This is a genomic window from Stutzerimonas marianensis (assembly GCF_022810315.1).
Classification (GTDB): Bacteria; Pseudomonadota; Gammaproteobacteria; order Pseudomonadales; family Pseudomonadaceae; genus Stutzerimonas; species Stutzerimonas marianensis.
Genome location: NZ_JALGRD010000005.1, coordinates 1 through 13,443, shown reverse-complemented (window position 1 = coordinate 13,443; position 13,443 = coordinate 1). Strand labels below are relative to the sequence as shown.

At 57.5% G+C, this 13,443-nt stretch carries 27 protein-coding genes; all 27 read right to left on the bottom strand.

Features of this window, described 5'->3' with window-relative positions:
- Position 1: 1 nt before the first annotated feature.
- Positions 2-1,003 carry a DNA-directed RNA polymerase subunit alpha gene (locus MST27_RS09760; RefSeq protein ID WP_003289187.1) on the bottom strand — a complete coding sequence of 334 codons (1,002 nt, stop codon included), beginning with the start codon at positions 1,001-1,003 and terminating at the stop codon, positions 2-4.
- Positions 1,004-1,025: 22 nt separating this feature from the next.
- On the bottom strand, positions 1,026-1,646 hold the full coding sequence (gene rpsD / locus MST27_RS09755; protein ID WP_243605774.1) for a 30S ribosomal protein S4: 621 nt from the start codon (positions 1,644-1,646) through the stop codon (positions 1,026-1,028).
- Between the two features lie 17 nt (positions 1,647-1,663).
- Positions 1,664-2,053 carry a 30S ribosomal protein S11 gene (rpsK, locus tag MST27_RS09750; RefSeq protein ID WP_014854207.1) on the bottom strand — a complete coding sequence of 130 codons (390 nt, stop codon included), beginning with the start codon at positions 2,051-2,053 and terminating at the stop codon, positions 1,664-1,666.
- A gap of 31 nt (positions 2,054-2,084) precedes the next feature.
- Positions 2,085-2,441, bottom strand: coding sequence for a 30S ribosomal protein S13 (rpsM, locus tag MST27_RS09745; protein WP_243605773.1), 357 nt, complete (start codon positions 2,439-2,441; stop codon positions 2,085-2,087).
- A 131-nt stretch (positions 2,442-2,572) separates the two neighbouring features.
- Positions 2,573-2,689 carry a 50S ribosomal protein L36 gene (rpmJ, locus tag MST27_RS09740; protein ID WP_243605772.1) on the bottom strand — a complete coding sequence of 39 codons (117 nt, stop codon included), beginning with the start codon at positions 2,687-2,689 and terminating at the stop codon, positions 2,573-2,575.
- 26 nt (positions 2,690-2,715) lie between these two features.
- On the bottom strand, positions 2,716-4,044 hold the full coding sequence (gene secY / locus MST27_RS09735) for a preprotein translocase subunit SecY (protein WP_243605771.1): 1,329 nt from the start codon (positions 4,042-4,044) through the stop codon (positions 2,716-2,718).
- Complete coding sequence (rplO, locus tag MST27_RS09730) at positions 4,045-4,479, bottom strand: 50S ribosomal protein L15 (protein ID WP_243605770.1); 435 nt, start codon at positions 4,477-4,479, stop codon at positions 4,045-4,047. It abuts the gene before it with no gap.
- 3 nt (positions 4,480-4,482) lie between these two features.
- Positions 4,483-4,662, bottom strand: a complete 180-nt coding sequence (rpmD, locus tag MST27_RS09725) for a 50S ribosomal protein L30 (RefSeq protein ID WP_003281818.1) — start codon at positions 4,660-4,662, stop codon at positions 4,483-4,485.
- Between the two features lie 2 nt (positions 4,663-4,664).
- A complete protein-coding gene (rpsE, locus tag MST27_RS09720; RefSeq protein WP_243605769.1) occupies positions 4,665-5,165 on the bottom strand; it encodes a 30S ribosomal protein S5 in 501 nt (166 codons plus the stop codon).
- A 3-nt stretch (positions 5,166-5,168) separates the two neighbouring features.
- Entirely contained in the window at positions 5,169-5,519 is a 351-nt protein-coding gene (gene rplR, locus MST27_RS09715; RefSeq protein ID WP_019339967.1) for a 50S ribosomal protein L18, read from the bottom strand.
- A 10-nt stretch (positions 5,520-5,529) separates the two neighbouring features.
- On the bottom strand, positions 5,530-6,063 hold the full coding sequence (gene rplF / locus MST27_RS09710; RefSeq protein ID WP_243605768.1) for a 50S ribosomal protein L6: 534 nt from the start codon (positions 6,061-6,063) through the stop codon (positions 5,530-5,532).
- A gap of 12 nt (positions 6,064-6,075) precedes the next feature.
- Positions 6,076-6,468, bottom strand: coding sequence for a 30S ribosomal protein S8 (rpsH, locus tag MST27_RS09705; RefSeq protein WP_003281824.1), 393 nt, complete (start codon positions 6,466-6,468; stop codon positions 6,076-6,078).
- A gap of 186 nt (positions 6,469-6,654) precedes the next feature.
- Entirely contained in the window at positions 6,655-6,960 is a 306-nt protein-coding gene (gene rpsN, locus MST27_RS09700; RefSeq protein ID WP_243605767.1) for a 30S ribosomal protein S14, read from the bottom strand.
- A gap of 13 nt (positions 6,961-6,973) precedes the next feature.
- Positions 6,974-7,513: a 50S ribosomal protein L5 gene (gene rplE, locus MST27_RS09695; RefSeq protein WP_243605766.1), complete on the bottom strand. Its 540-nt coding sequence runs from the start codon at positions 7,511-7,513 to the stop codon at positions 6,974-6,976.
- A 19-nt stretch (positions 7,514-7,532) separates the two neighbouring features.
- Positions 7,533-7,847, bottom strand: a complete 315-nt coding sequence (gene rplX / locus MST27_RS09690; RefSeq protein ID WP_243605765.1) for a 50S ribosomal protein L24 — start codon at positions 7,845-7,847, stop codon at positions 7,533-7,535.
- An 11-nt stretch (positions 7,848-7,858) separates the two neighbouring features.
- Positions 7,859-8,227, bottom strand: a complete 369-nt coding sequence (gene rplN, locus MST27_RS09685) for a 50S ribosomal protein L14 (RefSeq protein WP_003289207.1) — start codon at positions 8,225-8,227, stop codon at positions 7,859-7,861.
- A gap of 23 nt (positions 8,228-8,250) precedes the next feature.
- Complete coding sequence (gene rpsQ / locus MST27_RS09680) at positions 8,251-8,517, bottom strand: 30S ribosomal protein S17 (RefSeq protein ID WP_025240347.1); 267 nt, start codon at positions 8,515-8,517, stop codon at positions 8,251-8,253.
- A 2-nt stretch (positions 8,518-8,519) separates the two neighbouring features.
- A complete protein-coding gene (gene rpmC / locus MST27_RS09675) occupies positions 8,520-8,711 on the bottom strand; it encodes a 50S ribosomal protein L29 (protein ID WP_243605764.1) in 192 nt (63 codons plus the stop codon).
- A complete protein-coding gene (rplP, locus tag MST27_RS09670) occupies positions 8,711-9,124 on the bottom strand; it encodes a 50S ribosomal protein L16 (RefSeq protein WP_014854222.1) in 414 nt (137 codons plus the stop codon). Before rplP ends, rpmC begins: the two co-directional genes overlap by 1 nt.
- 12 nt (positions 9,125-9,136) lie before the next feature.
- Positions 9,137-9,823 carry a 30S ribosomal protein S3 gene (gene rpsC / locus MST27_RS09665; RefSeq protein ID WP_131651934.1) on the bottom strand — a complete coding sequence of 229 codons (687 nt, stop codon included), beginning with the start codon at positions 9,821-9,823 and terminating at the stop codon, positions 9,137-9,139.
- A 13-nt stretch (positions 9,824-9,836) separates the two neighbouring features.
- A complete protein-coding gene (gene rplV / locus MST27_RS09660; RefSeq protein WP_003304070.1) occupies positions 9,837-10,169 on the bottom strand; it encodes a 50S ribosomal protein L22 in 333 nt (110 codons plus the stop codon).
- A 13-nt stretch (positions 10,170-10,182) separates the two neighbouring features.
- Positions 10,183-10,458 carry a 30S ribosomal protein S19 gene (rpsS, locus tag MST27_RS09655; protein WP_243605763.1) on the bottom strand — a complete coding sequence of 92 codons (276 nt, stop codon included), beginning with the start codon at positions 10,456-10,458 and terminating at the stop codon, positions 10,183-10,185.
- A gap of 16 nt (positions 10,459-10,474) precedes the next feature.
- Positions 10,475-11,296, bottom strand: coding sequence for a 50S ribosomal protein L2 (gene rplB, locus MST27_RS09650; RefSeq protein WP_243605762.1), 822 nt, complete (start codon positions 11,294-11,296; stop codon positions 10,475-10,477).
- A 14-nt stretch (positions 11,297-11,310) separates the two neighbouring features.
- Entirely contained in the window at positions 11,311-11,610 is a 300-nt protein-coding gene (gene rplW / locus MST27_RS09645) for a 50S ribosomal protein L23 (RefSeq protein WP_021209378.1), read from the bottom strand.
- Positions 11,607-12,209, bottom strand: coding sequence for a 50S ribosomal protein L4 (gene rplD, locus MST27_RS09640; RefSeq protein ID WP_243605761.1), 603 nt, complete (start codon positions 12,207-12,209; stop codon positions 11,607-11,609). The genes rplW and rplD overlap by 4 nt, the downstream gene beginning before the upstream one ends.
- Before the next feature lie 12 nt (positions 12,210-12,221).
- Positions 12,222-12,857, bottom strand: a complete 636-nt coding sequence (gene rplC / locus MST27_RS09635; RefSeq protein ID WP_243605760.1) for a 50S ribosomal protein L3 — start codon at positions 12,855-12,857, stop codon at positions 12,222-12,224.
- 80 nt (positions 12,858-12,937) lie between these two features.
- Positions 12,938-13,249: a 30S ribosomal protein S10 gene (gene rpsJ / locus MST27_RS09630; protein ID WP_003186070.1), complete on the bottom strand. Its 312-nt coding sequence runs from the start codon at positions 13,247-13,249 to the stop codon at positions 12,938-12,940.
- Positions 13,250-13,443: the final 194 nt, after the last annotated feature.

The following is a 13,443-nucleotide window of genomic DNA, read 5'->3' as shown; positions in this document are numbered from 1 at the left end:
ATCAGGCAGTGGCCTTATCGTCCTTCTTGAGACTTGCCGGCGGCCAATTGTCGAGGCGCATGCCGAGGGAGAGACCACGCGAGGCCAGAACGTCCTTGATTTCGGTAAGGGACTTCTTGCCCAGGTTCGGCGTTTTCAACAACTCGACTTCAGTGCGCTGGATCAGGTCACCGATGTAGTAGATGTTTTCTGCTTTAAGGCAGTTGGCCGAACGTACGGTCAGTTCCAGGTCATCAACCGGACGCAACAGGATCGGATCGATCTCGTCTTCTTGCTCGACCACGACCGGCTCGCTGTCACCCTTCAGGTCGACGAACGCGGCCAACTGCTGCTGCAGGATAGTCGCGGCACGACGGATCGCCTCTTCGGGATCCAGGGTTCCATTGGTTTCCAGGTCGATGACCAGCTTGTCCAGGTTGGTGCGCTGCTCGACACGAGCGTTCTCGACAACATACGCGACACGACGAACCGGGCTGAATGTCGCGTCGAGCTGAAGACGGCCAATACTACGGCTTTCGTCTTCGTCGCTCTGGCGCGCATCGGCCGGCTCGTAGCCACGACCACGAGCAACCTTGAGCTTCATGTTGATCGAGCCGTTGGCCGCCAGGTTGGCGATCAGGTGATCGCCATTGACGATTTCGACATCGTGATCCAGCTGGATATCGGCAGCGGTCACAGCGCCCGCGCCCTTCTTCACCAGGCTCAAGGTCACTTCATCACGGCCGTGCAGCTTGATGGCGATACCTTTGAGGTTCAGCAGGATTTCAATGACATCTTCCTGCACGCCCTCGATTGCGCTGTACTCATGGAGCACGCCGTCGATCTCTGCCTCGACCACGGCGCAGCCGGGCATGGAGGACAACAGGATACGACGCAGCGCGTTGCCCAGGGTGTGGCCGAAACCACGCTCGAGAGGCTCGAGCGTGATCTTGGCGCGGGTCGGACTGACCACCTGCACATCGATATGGCGGGGGGTCAGGAACTCATTTACCGAACTCTGCATGGATACACCTATTTTCTAGCCCTTACTTGGAGTAGAGCTCGACAATCAGGTTTTCGTTGATGTCGGCGGACAGATCACTGCGGGCCGGAACATTCTTGAAAACGCCAGATTTCTTGTCGGTATCTACCTCTACCCACTCGACACGACCGCGCTGTGCGCAAAGTTCCAGGGCCTGGGCGATACGCAGCTGGTTGCGGCACTTCTCGCGAACGGCAACCACGTCACCGGCCTTGACCTGGTAAGACGGAATGTTCACCGTCTGACCATTGACACTGATCGCTTTGTGGGAGACCAGCTGACGCGACTCGGCACGAGTAGAACCGAAGCCCATGCGGTAAACGACATTGTCCAGACGGCACTCAAGGAGCTGCAGCAGGTTTTCGCCAGTGGCGCCTTTACGGCTGGCGGCCTCCTTGTAGTAGCCGCTGAACTGACGCTCGAGCACGCCATAGATGCGACGAACCTTCTGCTTCTCACGCAGCTGTGTACCGTAGTCGGACAAACGACCACGACGCTGGCCGTGAACGCCTGGAGGGGTTTCGATATTGCACTTCGATTCAAGCGCGCGTGCGCCGCTCTTCAGGAAAAGATCGGTGCCTTCACGACGAGACAGTTTGCACTTGGGACCAATATAACGAGCCATCTTTCACTGTCTCCTGATTACACGCGGCGCTTCTTCGGCGGACGGCACCCGTTGTGCGGGATCGGCGTCACGTCGGTGATGCTGGCGATTTTATAACCACAGCCATTCAATGCACGAACGGCGGATTCACGACCTGGGCCTGGGCCTTTGACATTGACGTCAAGGTTCTTCAGACCGTATTCCAGAGCAGCTTGCCCAGCACGCTCTGCCGCAACCTGTGCGGCAAACGGGGTGCTCTTACGCGAGCCACGGAAGCCGGAGCCGCCGGAAGTAGCCCAAGAAAGGGCGTTACCTTGGCGATCGGTGATCGTGATGATGGTGTTGTTGAACGACGCGTGGATGTGGGCGATGCCATCAACCACTGTCTTTTTGACTTTTTTACGAGGACGAGCAGCAGGTTTTGCCATGATTAGATTCCTGTCGATGCGCTAATGCAGATTACTTGCGGATCGGCTTGCGCGGGCCCTTACGGGTACGGGCGTTGGTCTTGGTGCGCTGACCGCGAACCGGCAGACCACGACGATGACGCAGGCCGCGATAGCAACCCAGGTCCATCAAGCGCTTGATCTTCATGTTGACGTCACGACGCAGGTCACCTTCAACGATGAACTTGGCCACTTCGCCACGCAGCAGTTCAACCTGCTCGTCCGAGAGATCCTTGATTTTTGCTGCCGGATTTACGCCGGTAGCGGCACAGATGCTCTGTGCGCGAGTGCGACCGACACCATAGATGTAGGTCAGCGAGATAACAGTGTGCTTGTTATCCGGAATGTTTACGCCTGCAATACGGGCCATTCAGTGAAACTCCAATTGACAGCTACCCAACGCCCCGGAAGCCAAGAAAAGGGCGCGAGATACTAACGCTGTAATAACAAATAATCAACCCGACAGCGCACTAGCTGCCGGGCTCGAGCCTTAGCTCACACTCAGCCTTGGCGCTGCTTGTGACGCGGTTCTGCACTGCAGATAACTCGAACGACGCCGTCGCGACGTACGACCTTGCAGTTGCGGCACAGCTTTTTGACCGATGCACGAACTTTCATGACAACTCCTGGAACCTTACGGGTGATCAGCGGAGCATGCCGCTGCCATAACCCTTCAGGTTGGCTTTTTTCATCAGGGAATCGTACTGGTGAGACATGAGGTGCGATTGAACCTGGGACATGAAGTCCATGACAACCACAACCACGATCAGCAACGACGTCCCGCCAAGGTAGAACGGCACATTTGCAGCCACGACCAAGAACTGGGGCAGCAGACAGACAGCCGTCATGTACAGAGCACCGAACATGGTCAAGCGAGTCAACACGCCATCGATGTAACGCGCGGACTGCTCACCAGGACGAATACCCGGGATAAATGCACCGGACTTCTTCAAGTTCTCCGCTACATCCTTCGGGTTGAACATCAACGCCGTGTAGAAGAAGCAGAAGAAGATGATCCCGGCACTAAACAGCAAAATATTCAGCGGCTGACCAGGTGCGATGGCCTGCGAAATATCCGCCAGCCAACCCATGTTCTCGGATTGACCGAACCACTGCCCTAAAGAGGCCGGGAACAGCAGGATGCTACTGGCAAAGATTGCCGGAATCACACCCGCCATGTTGACCTTCAAAGGAAGATGGCTGGTCTGCGCAGCGAAGACCTTACGCCCTTGCTGACGCTTGGCGTAGTGAACCGCAATCCGACGCTGGCCACGCTCGATGAACACGACAAAGCCAATGATCGCAACGGCAAGCAGGCCAACCGCGAGCAGAGCGATGATATTGATATCGCCTTGACGCGCCGATTCGAACGATTGCCCAAGCGCCCCCGGCAAGCCCGCAACGATACCGGCGAATATCAGCATCGAAATGCCATTACCGACACCGCGCTCGGTGATCTGCTCGCCCAGCCACATCATGAACATCGCCCCAGCCACGAAGGTGGTGATGGCAACGAAATGAAAGCCAAAGTCGTTGCTGAATGCGACACCCTGCCCAGCCAGACCAACAGACATACCGATCGCCTGCACGATAGCCAGTACCAGCGCACCATAGCGCGTGTACTGACTGATCTTGCGACGACCGGCTTCACCTTCCTTCTTCAACTGCTCGAGTTGCGGACTGACAGCGGTCATGAGCTGCATGATGATCGAGGCCGAAATATACGGCATGATCCCCAACGCAAAGATGCTCATGCGCTCCAGCGCACCGCCCGAAAACATGTTGAACAGGCTAAGGATGGTCCCTTCGTTCTGACGGAACAGCTCGGCCAACCTGTCGGGATTGATCCCAGGCACCGGGATATGCGCTCCAATCCGATAGACGATGATCGCCATCAGCAGGAATCGCAGACGAGCCCAGAGTTCAGACAGCCCGCCATTACTCAGCGCGGAGAGAGCACCTTGCTTAGCCATTTAGTCCTCGAACTTACCGCCAGCTGCTTCGATAGCCGCACGCGCACCCTTGGTGGCGGCGATACCCTTGAGGGTTACCGCTCGACCAACCTCACCGGACAGCATGACCTTGACACGCTGTACGTTCTGGTTGATCAGATTGGCGTCCTTCAGGCTCTGCACAGTTACGACGTCGCCTTCGACCTTGGCCAGCTCGGACGTCCGGACTTCGGCACGATCCATGGCTTTCAGGGAAACGAAGCCGAACTTCGGCAGCCGACGATGCAGCGGCTGCTGACCGCCCTCGAAACCGGGCGCGATCTTGCCGCCGGAACGCGACGTCTGACCTTTATGGCCGCGACCACCGGTCTTGCCGAGGCCGCTACCGATGCCACGACCGGGACGCAGCTTTTCGCGACGAGCACCAGGCGCGGAACGTAGATCGTTCAGTTGCATGGCTTAGCCCTCCACACGGAGCATGTAGTAAGCCTTGTTGATCATGCCGCGATTCTCAGGCGTATCCTGAACCTCGACGGTGTGACCAATGCGACGCAGGCCAAGACCCTTGACGCAAAGCTTGTGATTAGGAATACGACCGCTGACGCTCTTGATCAGCGTGACCTTGACGGTATTTGCCATGATCAGGAAATCTCCTCGACGCTCTTGCCACGCTTAGCAGCGATCGACTCGGGCGACTGCATGGCTTTCAAACCCTTAAAGGTGGCATGCACCACATTCACAGGGTTGGTGGAGCCATAGCACTTAGCCAGAACGTTCTGCACCCCGGCGACTTCGAGGATCGCGCGCATGGCACCACCGGCAATCACACCGGTACCCTCGGATGCAGGCTGCATGTAGACCTTGGAAGCGCCATGCGCTGCCTTGGTCGCGTACTGCAGGGTGGAACCGTTCAGATCGACCTGGATCATGTTGCGGCGCGCCGCTTCCATGGCCTTCTGAATAGCAGCCGGGACCTCGCGAGACTTGCCGCGACCGAACCCAACACGGCCTTTCCCATCACCAACCACGGTCAGCGCCGTGAAGGTAAAGATACGACCACCTTTTACAGTCTTGGCGACGCGGTTAACTTGAACCAGCTTCTCAATGTAGCCTTCGTCGCGCTTTTGCTCGTTATATGCCATAACTTAGAACTCCAGCCCGCCTTCACGAGCAGCATCAGCCAGTGCCTTGACACGACCATGGTACTTGAAGCCAGAACGGTCGAACGCCACTTGGGTGACACCTGCGGCTTTAGCCCGCTCAGCGACCAGCTGACCAACCTTCTTGGCAGCGTCGACGTTGCCAGTGGCACCGCCGCGCAGTTCTTTGTCGAGCGTCGAGGCGCTGGCCAAGACCTTGCCGCCGTCGGCGGAGAGGACCTGGGCGTAGATGTGCTGGGAAGAGCGGTACACACACAGGCGTACGGTTTCCAGCTCGCGCATCTTCAGGCGTGCCTTGCGAGCGCGACGCAGACGAGTAACTTTCTTTACGCTCATTTGCTATGCCCTACTTCTTCTTAGCTTCTTTACGACGAACCACTTCGTCCGAGTACCGCACGCCCTTGCCCTTGTACGGCTCGGGACGACGGAAATCACGAATCTCAGCGGCCACCTGACCAACCAGTTGCTTGTCGACACCCTTGATCAGGATATCGGTCTGACTGGGAGTTTCAGCGGTGACGCCTTGTGGCAGTTCATACTCGATGGGATGCGAGAAGCCGAGAGCCAGGGACAGCACTTGACCTTTGGCTTGCGCCTTGTAACCAACACCAACCAGCTGAAGCTTGCGCTCGAAGCCCTGGCTGACACCGATCACCATATTGTTGACCAGCGCACGAGTAGTGCCGGCCATCGCACGATTCTGCTGATCGCCATTGCGAGCAGCGAAACGCAGTTCGCCCGCCTCGTGAATCACTTCCACGGACGAATGAACGTTCAGCTCCAGAGCACCCTTGGCACCCTTTACCGAAAGCCGCTGACCGGACATGTTGAACTCAACACCAGCAGGCAGCTTGACGGGGTTCTTAGCAACGCGAGACATGCTTATCCCCCCTTAGAACACAGTGCAGAGCACTTCGCCGCCAACGCCGGCAGCACGAGCAGCACGATCAGTCATCACACCTTTATTGGTGGAAACGATCGAGACACCCAGCCCGCCGCGAACCTTCGGCAACTGATCGACGGATTTGTACTGGCGAAGGCCAGGACGGCTTACACGCTTGAGCTCCTCGATGACCGGACGGCCTTCGAAATACTTAAGCTCGATGGACAGCTGCGGCTTGGCGTCGCTGCTGACGTTGTATCCAGCGATATAGCCTTCACCCTGAAGAACGTTGGCTACTGCCACCTTCAGCGTAGAAGACGGCATGCTTACGACGGACTTTTCGGCCATCTGGGCATTACGGATACGAGTTAGCATGTCCGCTAACGGGTCCTGCATACTCATGGGCTCTTGGCTCCTAAAACAAAAAAATAAGCCCGCAAGGGCTCGTGTCGCCTATTGAGCGAGCGAACACCCACAGGCGTGGCTCTGGCGAGCCGGACATTCTAGAGACACACTAGAAACGAATCAAGCCCCATCTGGGGCTTGATCGATAAGAGCAGGACGGCGCAAGCGCCGCCCTATCCCTGGTTACCAGCTGGCCTTGACCAGACCCGGTACGTCACCACGCATCGCAGCCTGACGCAGCATGTTACGCGCAAGACCGAACTTGCGGTAAACACCATGCGGACGGCCGGTCAGACGGCAGCGGTTACGCAGACGCGAAGCGGCGGCGTCACGCGGCTGCTTCTGCAATGCCACCTGAGCCTCCCAACGCGCCTCCGGAGACGATTCCGGGCTCGCGATGATCGCCTTCAGCGCAGCACGCTTCTGTGCATATTTGGCAACCGTGCGCTGACGCTTCAGCTCGCGGTTCTTCATGCTTTGCTTAGCCATGTGCCTACTCCAATCAGTTACGGAACGGGAAGTTGAAGGCACGCAGCAATGCGCGACCCTCTTCATCCGTCCGAGCCGTGGTGGTCAGAGTGATATCCAGACCGCGGAGTGCATCGATCTTGTCGTAATCGATTTCCGGGAAGATGATCTGCTCCTTGACACCCATGCTGTAGTTCCCACGCCCGTCAAACGATTTAGCGTTCAGACCACGGAAGTCACGAACTCGCGGCAGCGAGATCGAGAGGAGGCGATCCAGGAACTCGTACATACGATCACTGCGCAGGGTGACCTTGACGCCGATCGGCCAGCCCTCGCGGACCTTGAAGCCCGCAATGGATTTCCGAGCGTGAGTCACGACGACCTTCTGGCCAGTGATCTTCTCGAGGTCAGCAACAGCGTTATCGATGATCTTCTTGTCACCGATTGCTTCGCCCAGCCCCATGTTGAGGGTGATCTTGGTGATACGCGGAACTTCCATCACGTTGCCAAGCTGGAGTTCTTCCTTCAGCTTGGGCGCGATTTGCTTCCGATAAACTTCTTTTAGTCGTGCCATGGTTATCTACCTAGCAGTCTCAAGCTTCAACCGGCTTTTGGGTCGACTTGAAGACACGAATTTTCTTGCCGTCTTCAACCTTGAACCCAACGCGATCAGCCTTGTTGGTTTCACTGTTGAAGATAGCGACGTTAGAGGCGTGCAAAGGTGCCTCCTTCTCGACGATACCGCCCTGAACGCCCGACATCGGGTTCGGCTTGGTATGGCGCTTCACCAGATTGACCCCACCAACAACCAGACGGTCGTCAGCGAGCACCCGGAGCACCTTACCGCGCTTGCCCTTGTCCTTGCCGGCGATGACGATGATCTCGTCGTTGCGACGAATCTTTTGCATGCGGCTTCTCCTTACAGCACTTCAGGCGCGAGCGATACGATCTTCATGAACTTCTCGGAACGAAGCTCACGCGTCACGGGCCCGAAAATACGAGTACCAATGGGCTCCTGCTTGTTGTTCAGCAGAACAGCAGCATTGCCGTCGAAGCGAATGATGGAACCGTCCGGACGACGAACACCGTGCCGGGTGCGAACCACGACAGCCGTCATGACCTGGCCCTTCTTGACCTTGCCACGCGGAATTGCTTCCTTGACGGTCACCTTGATGATGTCGCCGATGCCGGCATAACGGCGGTGCGAACCACCCAGGACCTTGATACACATGACGCGACGTGCGCCACTGTTGTCCGCCACATCGAGCATGGATTGAGTCTGAATCATATAATTTCTCCGACCCCTAGCCCTTAGACTTCGACGGCACGTTCGACGACGTCAACCAGCATCCAGCACTTGGTCTTCGCCATAGGGCGAGTCTCGCGAATGGTGACCTTGTCGCCAATACGGCACTGGTTGGTTTCGTCGTGCGCGTGCAGTTTGGTCGAACGCTTCACGTATTTGCCGTAGATCGGGTGCTTGACGCGACGCTCGATCAGTACGGTGATGCTTTTGTCCATCTTGTCGCTGACGACACGGCCAGTCAGCGTGCGGACAGTCTTTTCAACTTCAGCCATGATCACTTACCTGCCTGCTGGTTGAGCACAGTCTTGACACGAGCAATGTCGCGCTTGACTTGCGAGAGCAGGTGAGACTGCCCCAACTGGCCCGTTGCCTTCTGCATACGCAGATTGAACTGGTCGCGCAGCAGCTCGAGCAGTTGCTCGTTCAGCTGCTGGGCGGATTTTTCACGAAGCTCGCTCGCTTTCATCACATCACCGTCCGCTTAACAAAGGAGGTGGCGAGCGGCAGCTTTGCAGCGGCCAAGGCAAAAGCCTCACGCGCCAGCTCTTCGGAAACACCCTCGATCTCGTAGAGCACCTTGCCCGGCTGAATCTGGGCTACCCAGTACTCGACGTTACCCTTACCTTTACCCATACGAACTTCGAGGGGCTTCTTGGTAACAGGCTTGTCGGGGAACACGCGGATCCAGATCTTGCCGCCACGCTTCACGTGACGGGTCAACGCACGACGTGCGGATTCGATCTGGCGGGCGGTGAGCCGACCACGCGAAACGGACTTCAGCGCGAATTCGCCGAAGCTGACCTTGCTACCGCGCTGAGCCAGGCCACGGTTGTGACCCGTCATTTGCTTGCGGAATTTTGTACGCTTTGGTTGCAACATTTGGCGTACTCCTTACTTGGCAGCTTTTTTACGAGGCGCAGGCGCTTGCGGCTTGAGCTCTTCGTGGCGGCCACCGATGACCTCGCCCTTGAAGATCCAGACCTTCACGCCGATCACACCGTATGTGGTGTGCGCTTCGTAGGTGTTGTAATCGATATCGGCGCGCAGGGTGTGCAGCGGCACACGACCTTCGCGATACCATTCCGTACGGGCAATTTCTGCCCCACCCAGACGACCGCTCACCTGGATCTTGATGCCTTTGGCACCAATGCGAATCGCGTTCTGTACGGCGCGCTTCATGGCGCGACGGAACATCACACGACGCTCCAGCTGCTGAGCGACGTTCTGTGCTACCAGCATTGCATCGAGCTCCGGCTTGCGGATCTCTTCGATGTTGATGTGCACCGGCACACCCATTTGCTTGGTCAGGTCCTGACGCAGCTTCTCGACATCCTCACCCTTCTTGCCAATCACGATACCCGGACGAGCAGTGTGGATGGTGATGCGGGCTGTCTGAGCCGGGCGATGGATATCGATACGGCTTACGGACGCGCTTTTTAATTTGTCTTGGAGATACTCACGCACGTTCAGATCTGCAAGCAGATAATCGGCGTACGTACGACCGTCTGCATACCAGACGGAAGTGTGCTCCTTGACGATTCCCAGGCGAATGCCAGTGGGATGTACTTTCTGACCCATCTGATCGACTCCGTTACTTGTCCGCAACCTTGACAGTGATATGGCAAGACCGCTTGACGATGCGATCAGCGCGGCCTTTGGCACGCGGCATGATGCGCTTAAGCGAACGCCCCTCGTTGACGAAGACAGTGGACACCTTCAGGTCATCCACGTCTGCGCCTTCGTTGTGCTCGGCGTTGGCTACAGCCGACTCCAGCACTTTCTTCATGATCTCGGCGGCTTTCTTACTGCTGAAAGCCAGGAGGTTGAGCGCGTCGCCCACCTTCTTCCCGCGGATCTGGTCGGCGACCAGGCGGGCTTTCTGGGCGGAGATGCGAGCGCCCGACAACTTAGCGGCTACTTCCATCTTTCCTTACCCCTTAGCGCTTGCCTTTCTTGTCCGCCACATGCCCGCGATAGGTGCGGGTAGCAGCGAACTCGCCGAGTTTGTGGCCGACCATGTCTTCGCTCACAAGAACGGGGACATGCTGGCGACCGTTGTGCACAGCGATGGTCAGACCGACCATTTGCGGCAGGATCATCGAACGGCGCGACCAGGTTTTAACTGGCTTGCGATCGTTCTTTTCCATCGCCACCTCGACCTTCTTCAGTAGGTGAAGATCGATAAAAGGACCTTTTTTCAGAGAACGCGGCACTGTCGTATCCCTCTAGTTACTTGCGACGACGGACGATCATGTTATCGGTGCGCTTGTTAGAGCGAGTCTTCGCGCCCTTGGTCGGGAAGCCCCATGGCGACACCGGATGACGACCACCGGAGGTACGACCCTCACCACCACCGTGGGGGTGATCGACCGGGTTCATTGCAACACCGCGAACGGTCGGACGCACACCGCGCCAGCGCTTCGCACCAGCCTTGCCCAGCGAACGCAGGCTGTGCTCGGAGTTCGAGACCTCGCCTAGCGTTGCACGGCACTCAGCCAGAACCTTGCGCATCTCGCCGGAGCGGAGACGCAGGGTGACGTAGGCGCCTTCACGCGCGACCAGCTGGGCCGAAGCGCCGGCGGAACGTGCAATCTGAGCGCCCTTGCCCGGCTTGAGCTCGACGCCATGAACGGTCGAACCCAGCGGAATGTTGCGCAGCGGCAGGCTATTGCCGGCCTTGATTGGCGCATTAACGCCGGAGAGCAGCTGATCACCTGCAGTCACGCCCTTCGGCGCGATGATGTAGCGACGCTCGCCGTCGGCGTACTTCAGCAGTGCAATGTGTGCAGTACGGTTCGGATCATATTCGACGCGCTCAACGATGGCAGGAATGCCATCCTTGTTACGGCGAAAATCGACCAGACGATAGTGCTGCTTATGACCACCACCAACGTGACGAGTGGTGATGCGGCCATTGTTGTTACGACCACCGGACTTCGACTTCTTCTCGAGCAGCGGAGCATAAGGAGCGCCCTTGTGCAGCTCCTGATTGACCACCTTGACCACAAAACGGCGGCCCGCGGAAGTCGGTTTGCATTTAACGATTGCCATGATGCACCCCTTCCTTACTCAGCGTTGCCGGAGAAATCGAGATCCTGGCCCGGCTGAAGGGCGATGTACGCCTTCTTCCAGTCATTGCGCTTGCCCAGACCGCGAGCGGTACGCTTGGTCTTGCCCTGAACATTCAGGGTGCTGACCTTGGCTACCTTCACGTTGAACAGGCTTTCGACGGCCTTCTTGATTTCCAGCTTGGTTGCGTCGGTTGCAACCTTGAAAACGAACTGGCTCTTGCTGTCGGCCAGCATGGTTGCCTTCTCGGAGACGTGCGGACCAAGCAGGACTTTGAATACGCGTTCCTGGTTCATCCCAGCAGCTCCTCGAATTTCTTCACGGCCGACACGGTGATCAACACCTTGTCATAGGCGATCAGGCTGACAGGATCGGAACCCTGCACGTCGCGAACATCGACATGCGGCAGGTTGCGAGCAGCCAGATACAGGTTCTGATCAACGGCATCGGAGACGATCAATACATCGTTCAGCCCCATGTCAGTCAGCTTGCTTGCAAGCAACTTGGTTTTCGGGCTGTCGACAGCGAAATCTTCCACGACCACTAGGCGCTCGGAGCGCACGAGCTCGGAGAGGATGGAGCGCAGGGCTGCGCGGTACATCTTCTTGTTGAGCTTCTGGTCATGATTCTGCGGACGAGCGGCGAAGGTGACACCACCGCCACGCCAGATGGGACCGCGGGACGTACCGGCACGCGCGCGACCAGTACCCTTCTGACGCCACGGGCGCTTGCCGCCACCGGAGACATCGGAACGGGTCTTCTGCTGCTTGCTACCCTGGCGACCGCCAGCCATGTAGGCCACTACAGCCTGATGCACCAGCGTCTCGTTGAACTCACCGCCAAAGGTTTGCTCGGAGACTTCGATGGCCTGTGCGCCATTAACATTCAATTGCATCTGAAATCCCCCTTACCCGCGAGCCTTGGCAGCGGGACGCACGACAACGTCACCACCGGTGGCGCCGGGCACTGCGCCCTTGACCAACAGCAGGTTACGCTCGGCATCGACGCGCACGATTTCCAGGGACTGCACGGTTACGCGCTCAGCGCCCATGTGCCCGGACATCTTCTTGCCCTTGAAAACACGACCTGGAGTCTGGCACTGGCCAATGGAGCCCGGGACGCGGTGGGATACGGAGTTACCGTGAGTATTGTCCTGACCACGGAAGTTCCAGCGCTTGATGGTACCGGCAAAGCCTTTACCCTTGGACTGACCGGTCACATCTACCATCTGCCCAGCCTGGAAAATCTCGGCACTGATCTGGTCTCCGACCTGAAATTCTTCGCCATCGAGACGGAATTCCCAGACGCCACGACCAGCAGCCACGTTCGCCTTGGCGAAATGACCAGCCTGAGCCTTGGTAACACGAGACGCACGACGCTCGCCGACAGTGACCTGCACGGCGCGATAGCCATCGCTCTCTTCATTCTTGAACTGAGTGACGCGATTCGGCTCGATCTCGATGACCGTAACCGGAACAGAGACACCTTCTTCGGTGAAAATGCGGGTCATGCCGCACTTACGACCGACTACACCAATAGTCATGTTGTAACCTCTTGAGTGTACGGGGCTTTCACCCGCTATGGCCGCCCATTTCAGAGCGTTACACGACCAAAGCTGAAGCTTTAGCCGAGGCTGATCTGCACTTCCACGCCAGCCGCAAGATCAAGCTTCATAAGCGCATCGACAGTCTTGTCAGTGGGCTGAACGATGTCCAGCACTCGCTTATGAGTACGGATCTCGTACTGGTCGCGCGCATCCTTGTTGACATGCGGGGAAACCAGAACAGTGAACCGCTCTTTGCGGGTCGGCAGTGGAATCGGACCACGCACCTGAGCACCAGTACGTTTCGCGGTTTCCACGATTTCCTGGGTTGATTGATCGATCAGGCGATGGTCAAAAGCCTTCAACCGAATACGGATTTGTTGGTTTTGCATTTTGACCTCAGACTCCAATTAGCCATCCCTACCAAACGCATACGCCTGGTAAAAGGAGGCGCAATTGTACGGATGCGTCCTAGGGGTGTCAATAAATGATCAACAATAGAAAAAGGGCCCCTAGGGGCCCTTTTCGACGCCGAAATGCTTATTCGACGATCTTGGCAACCACGCCGGCACCGACGGTACGGCCG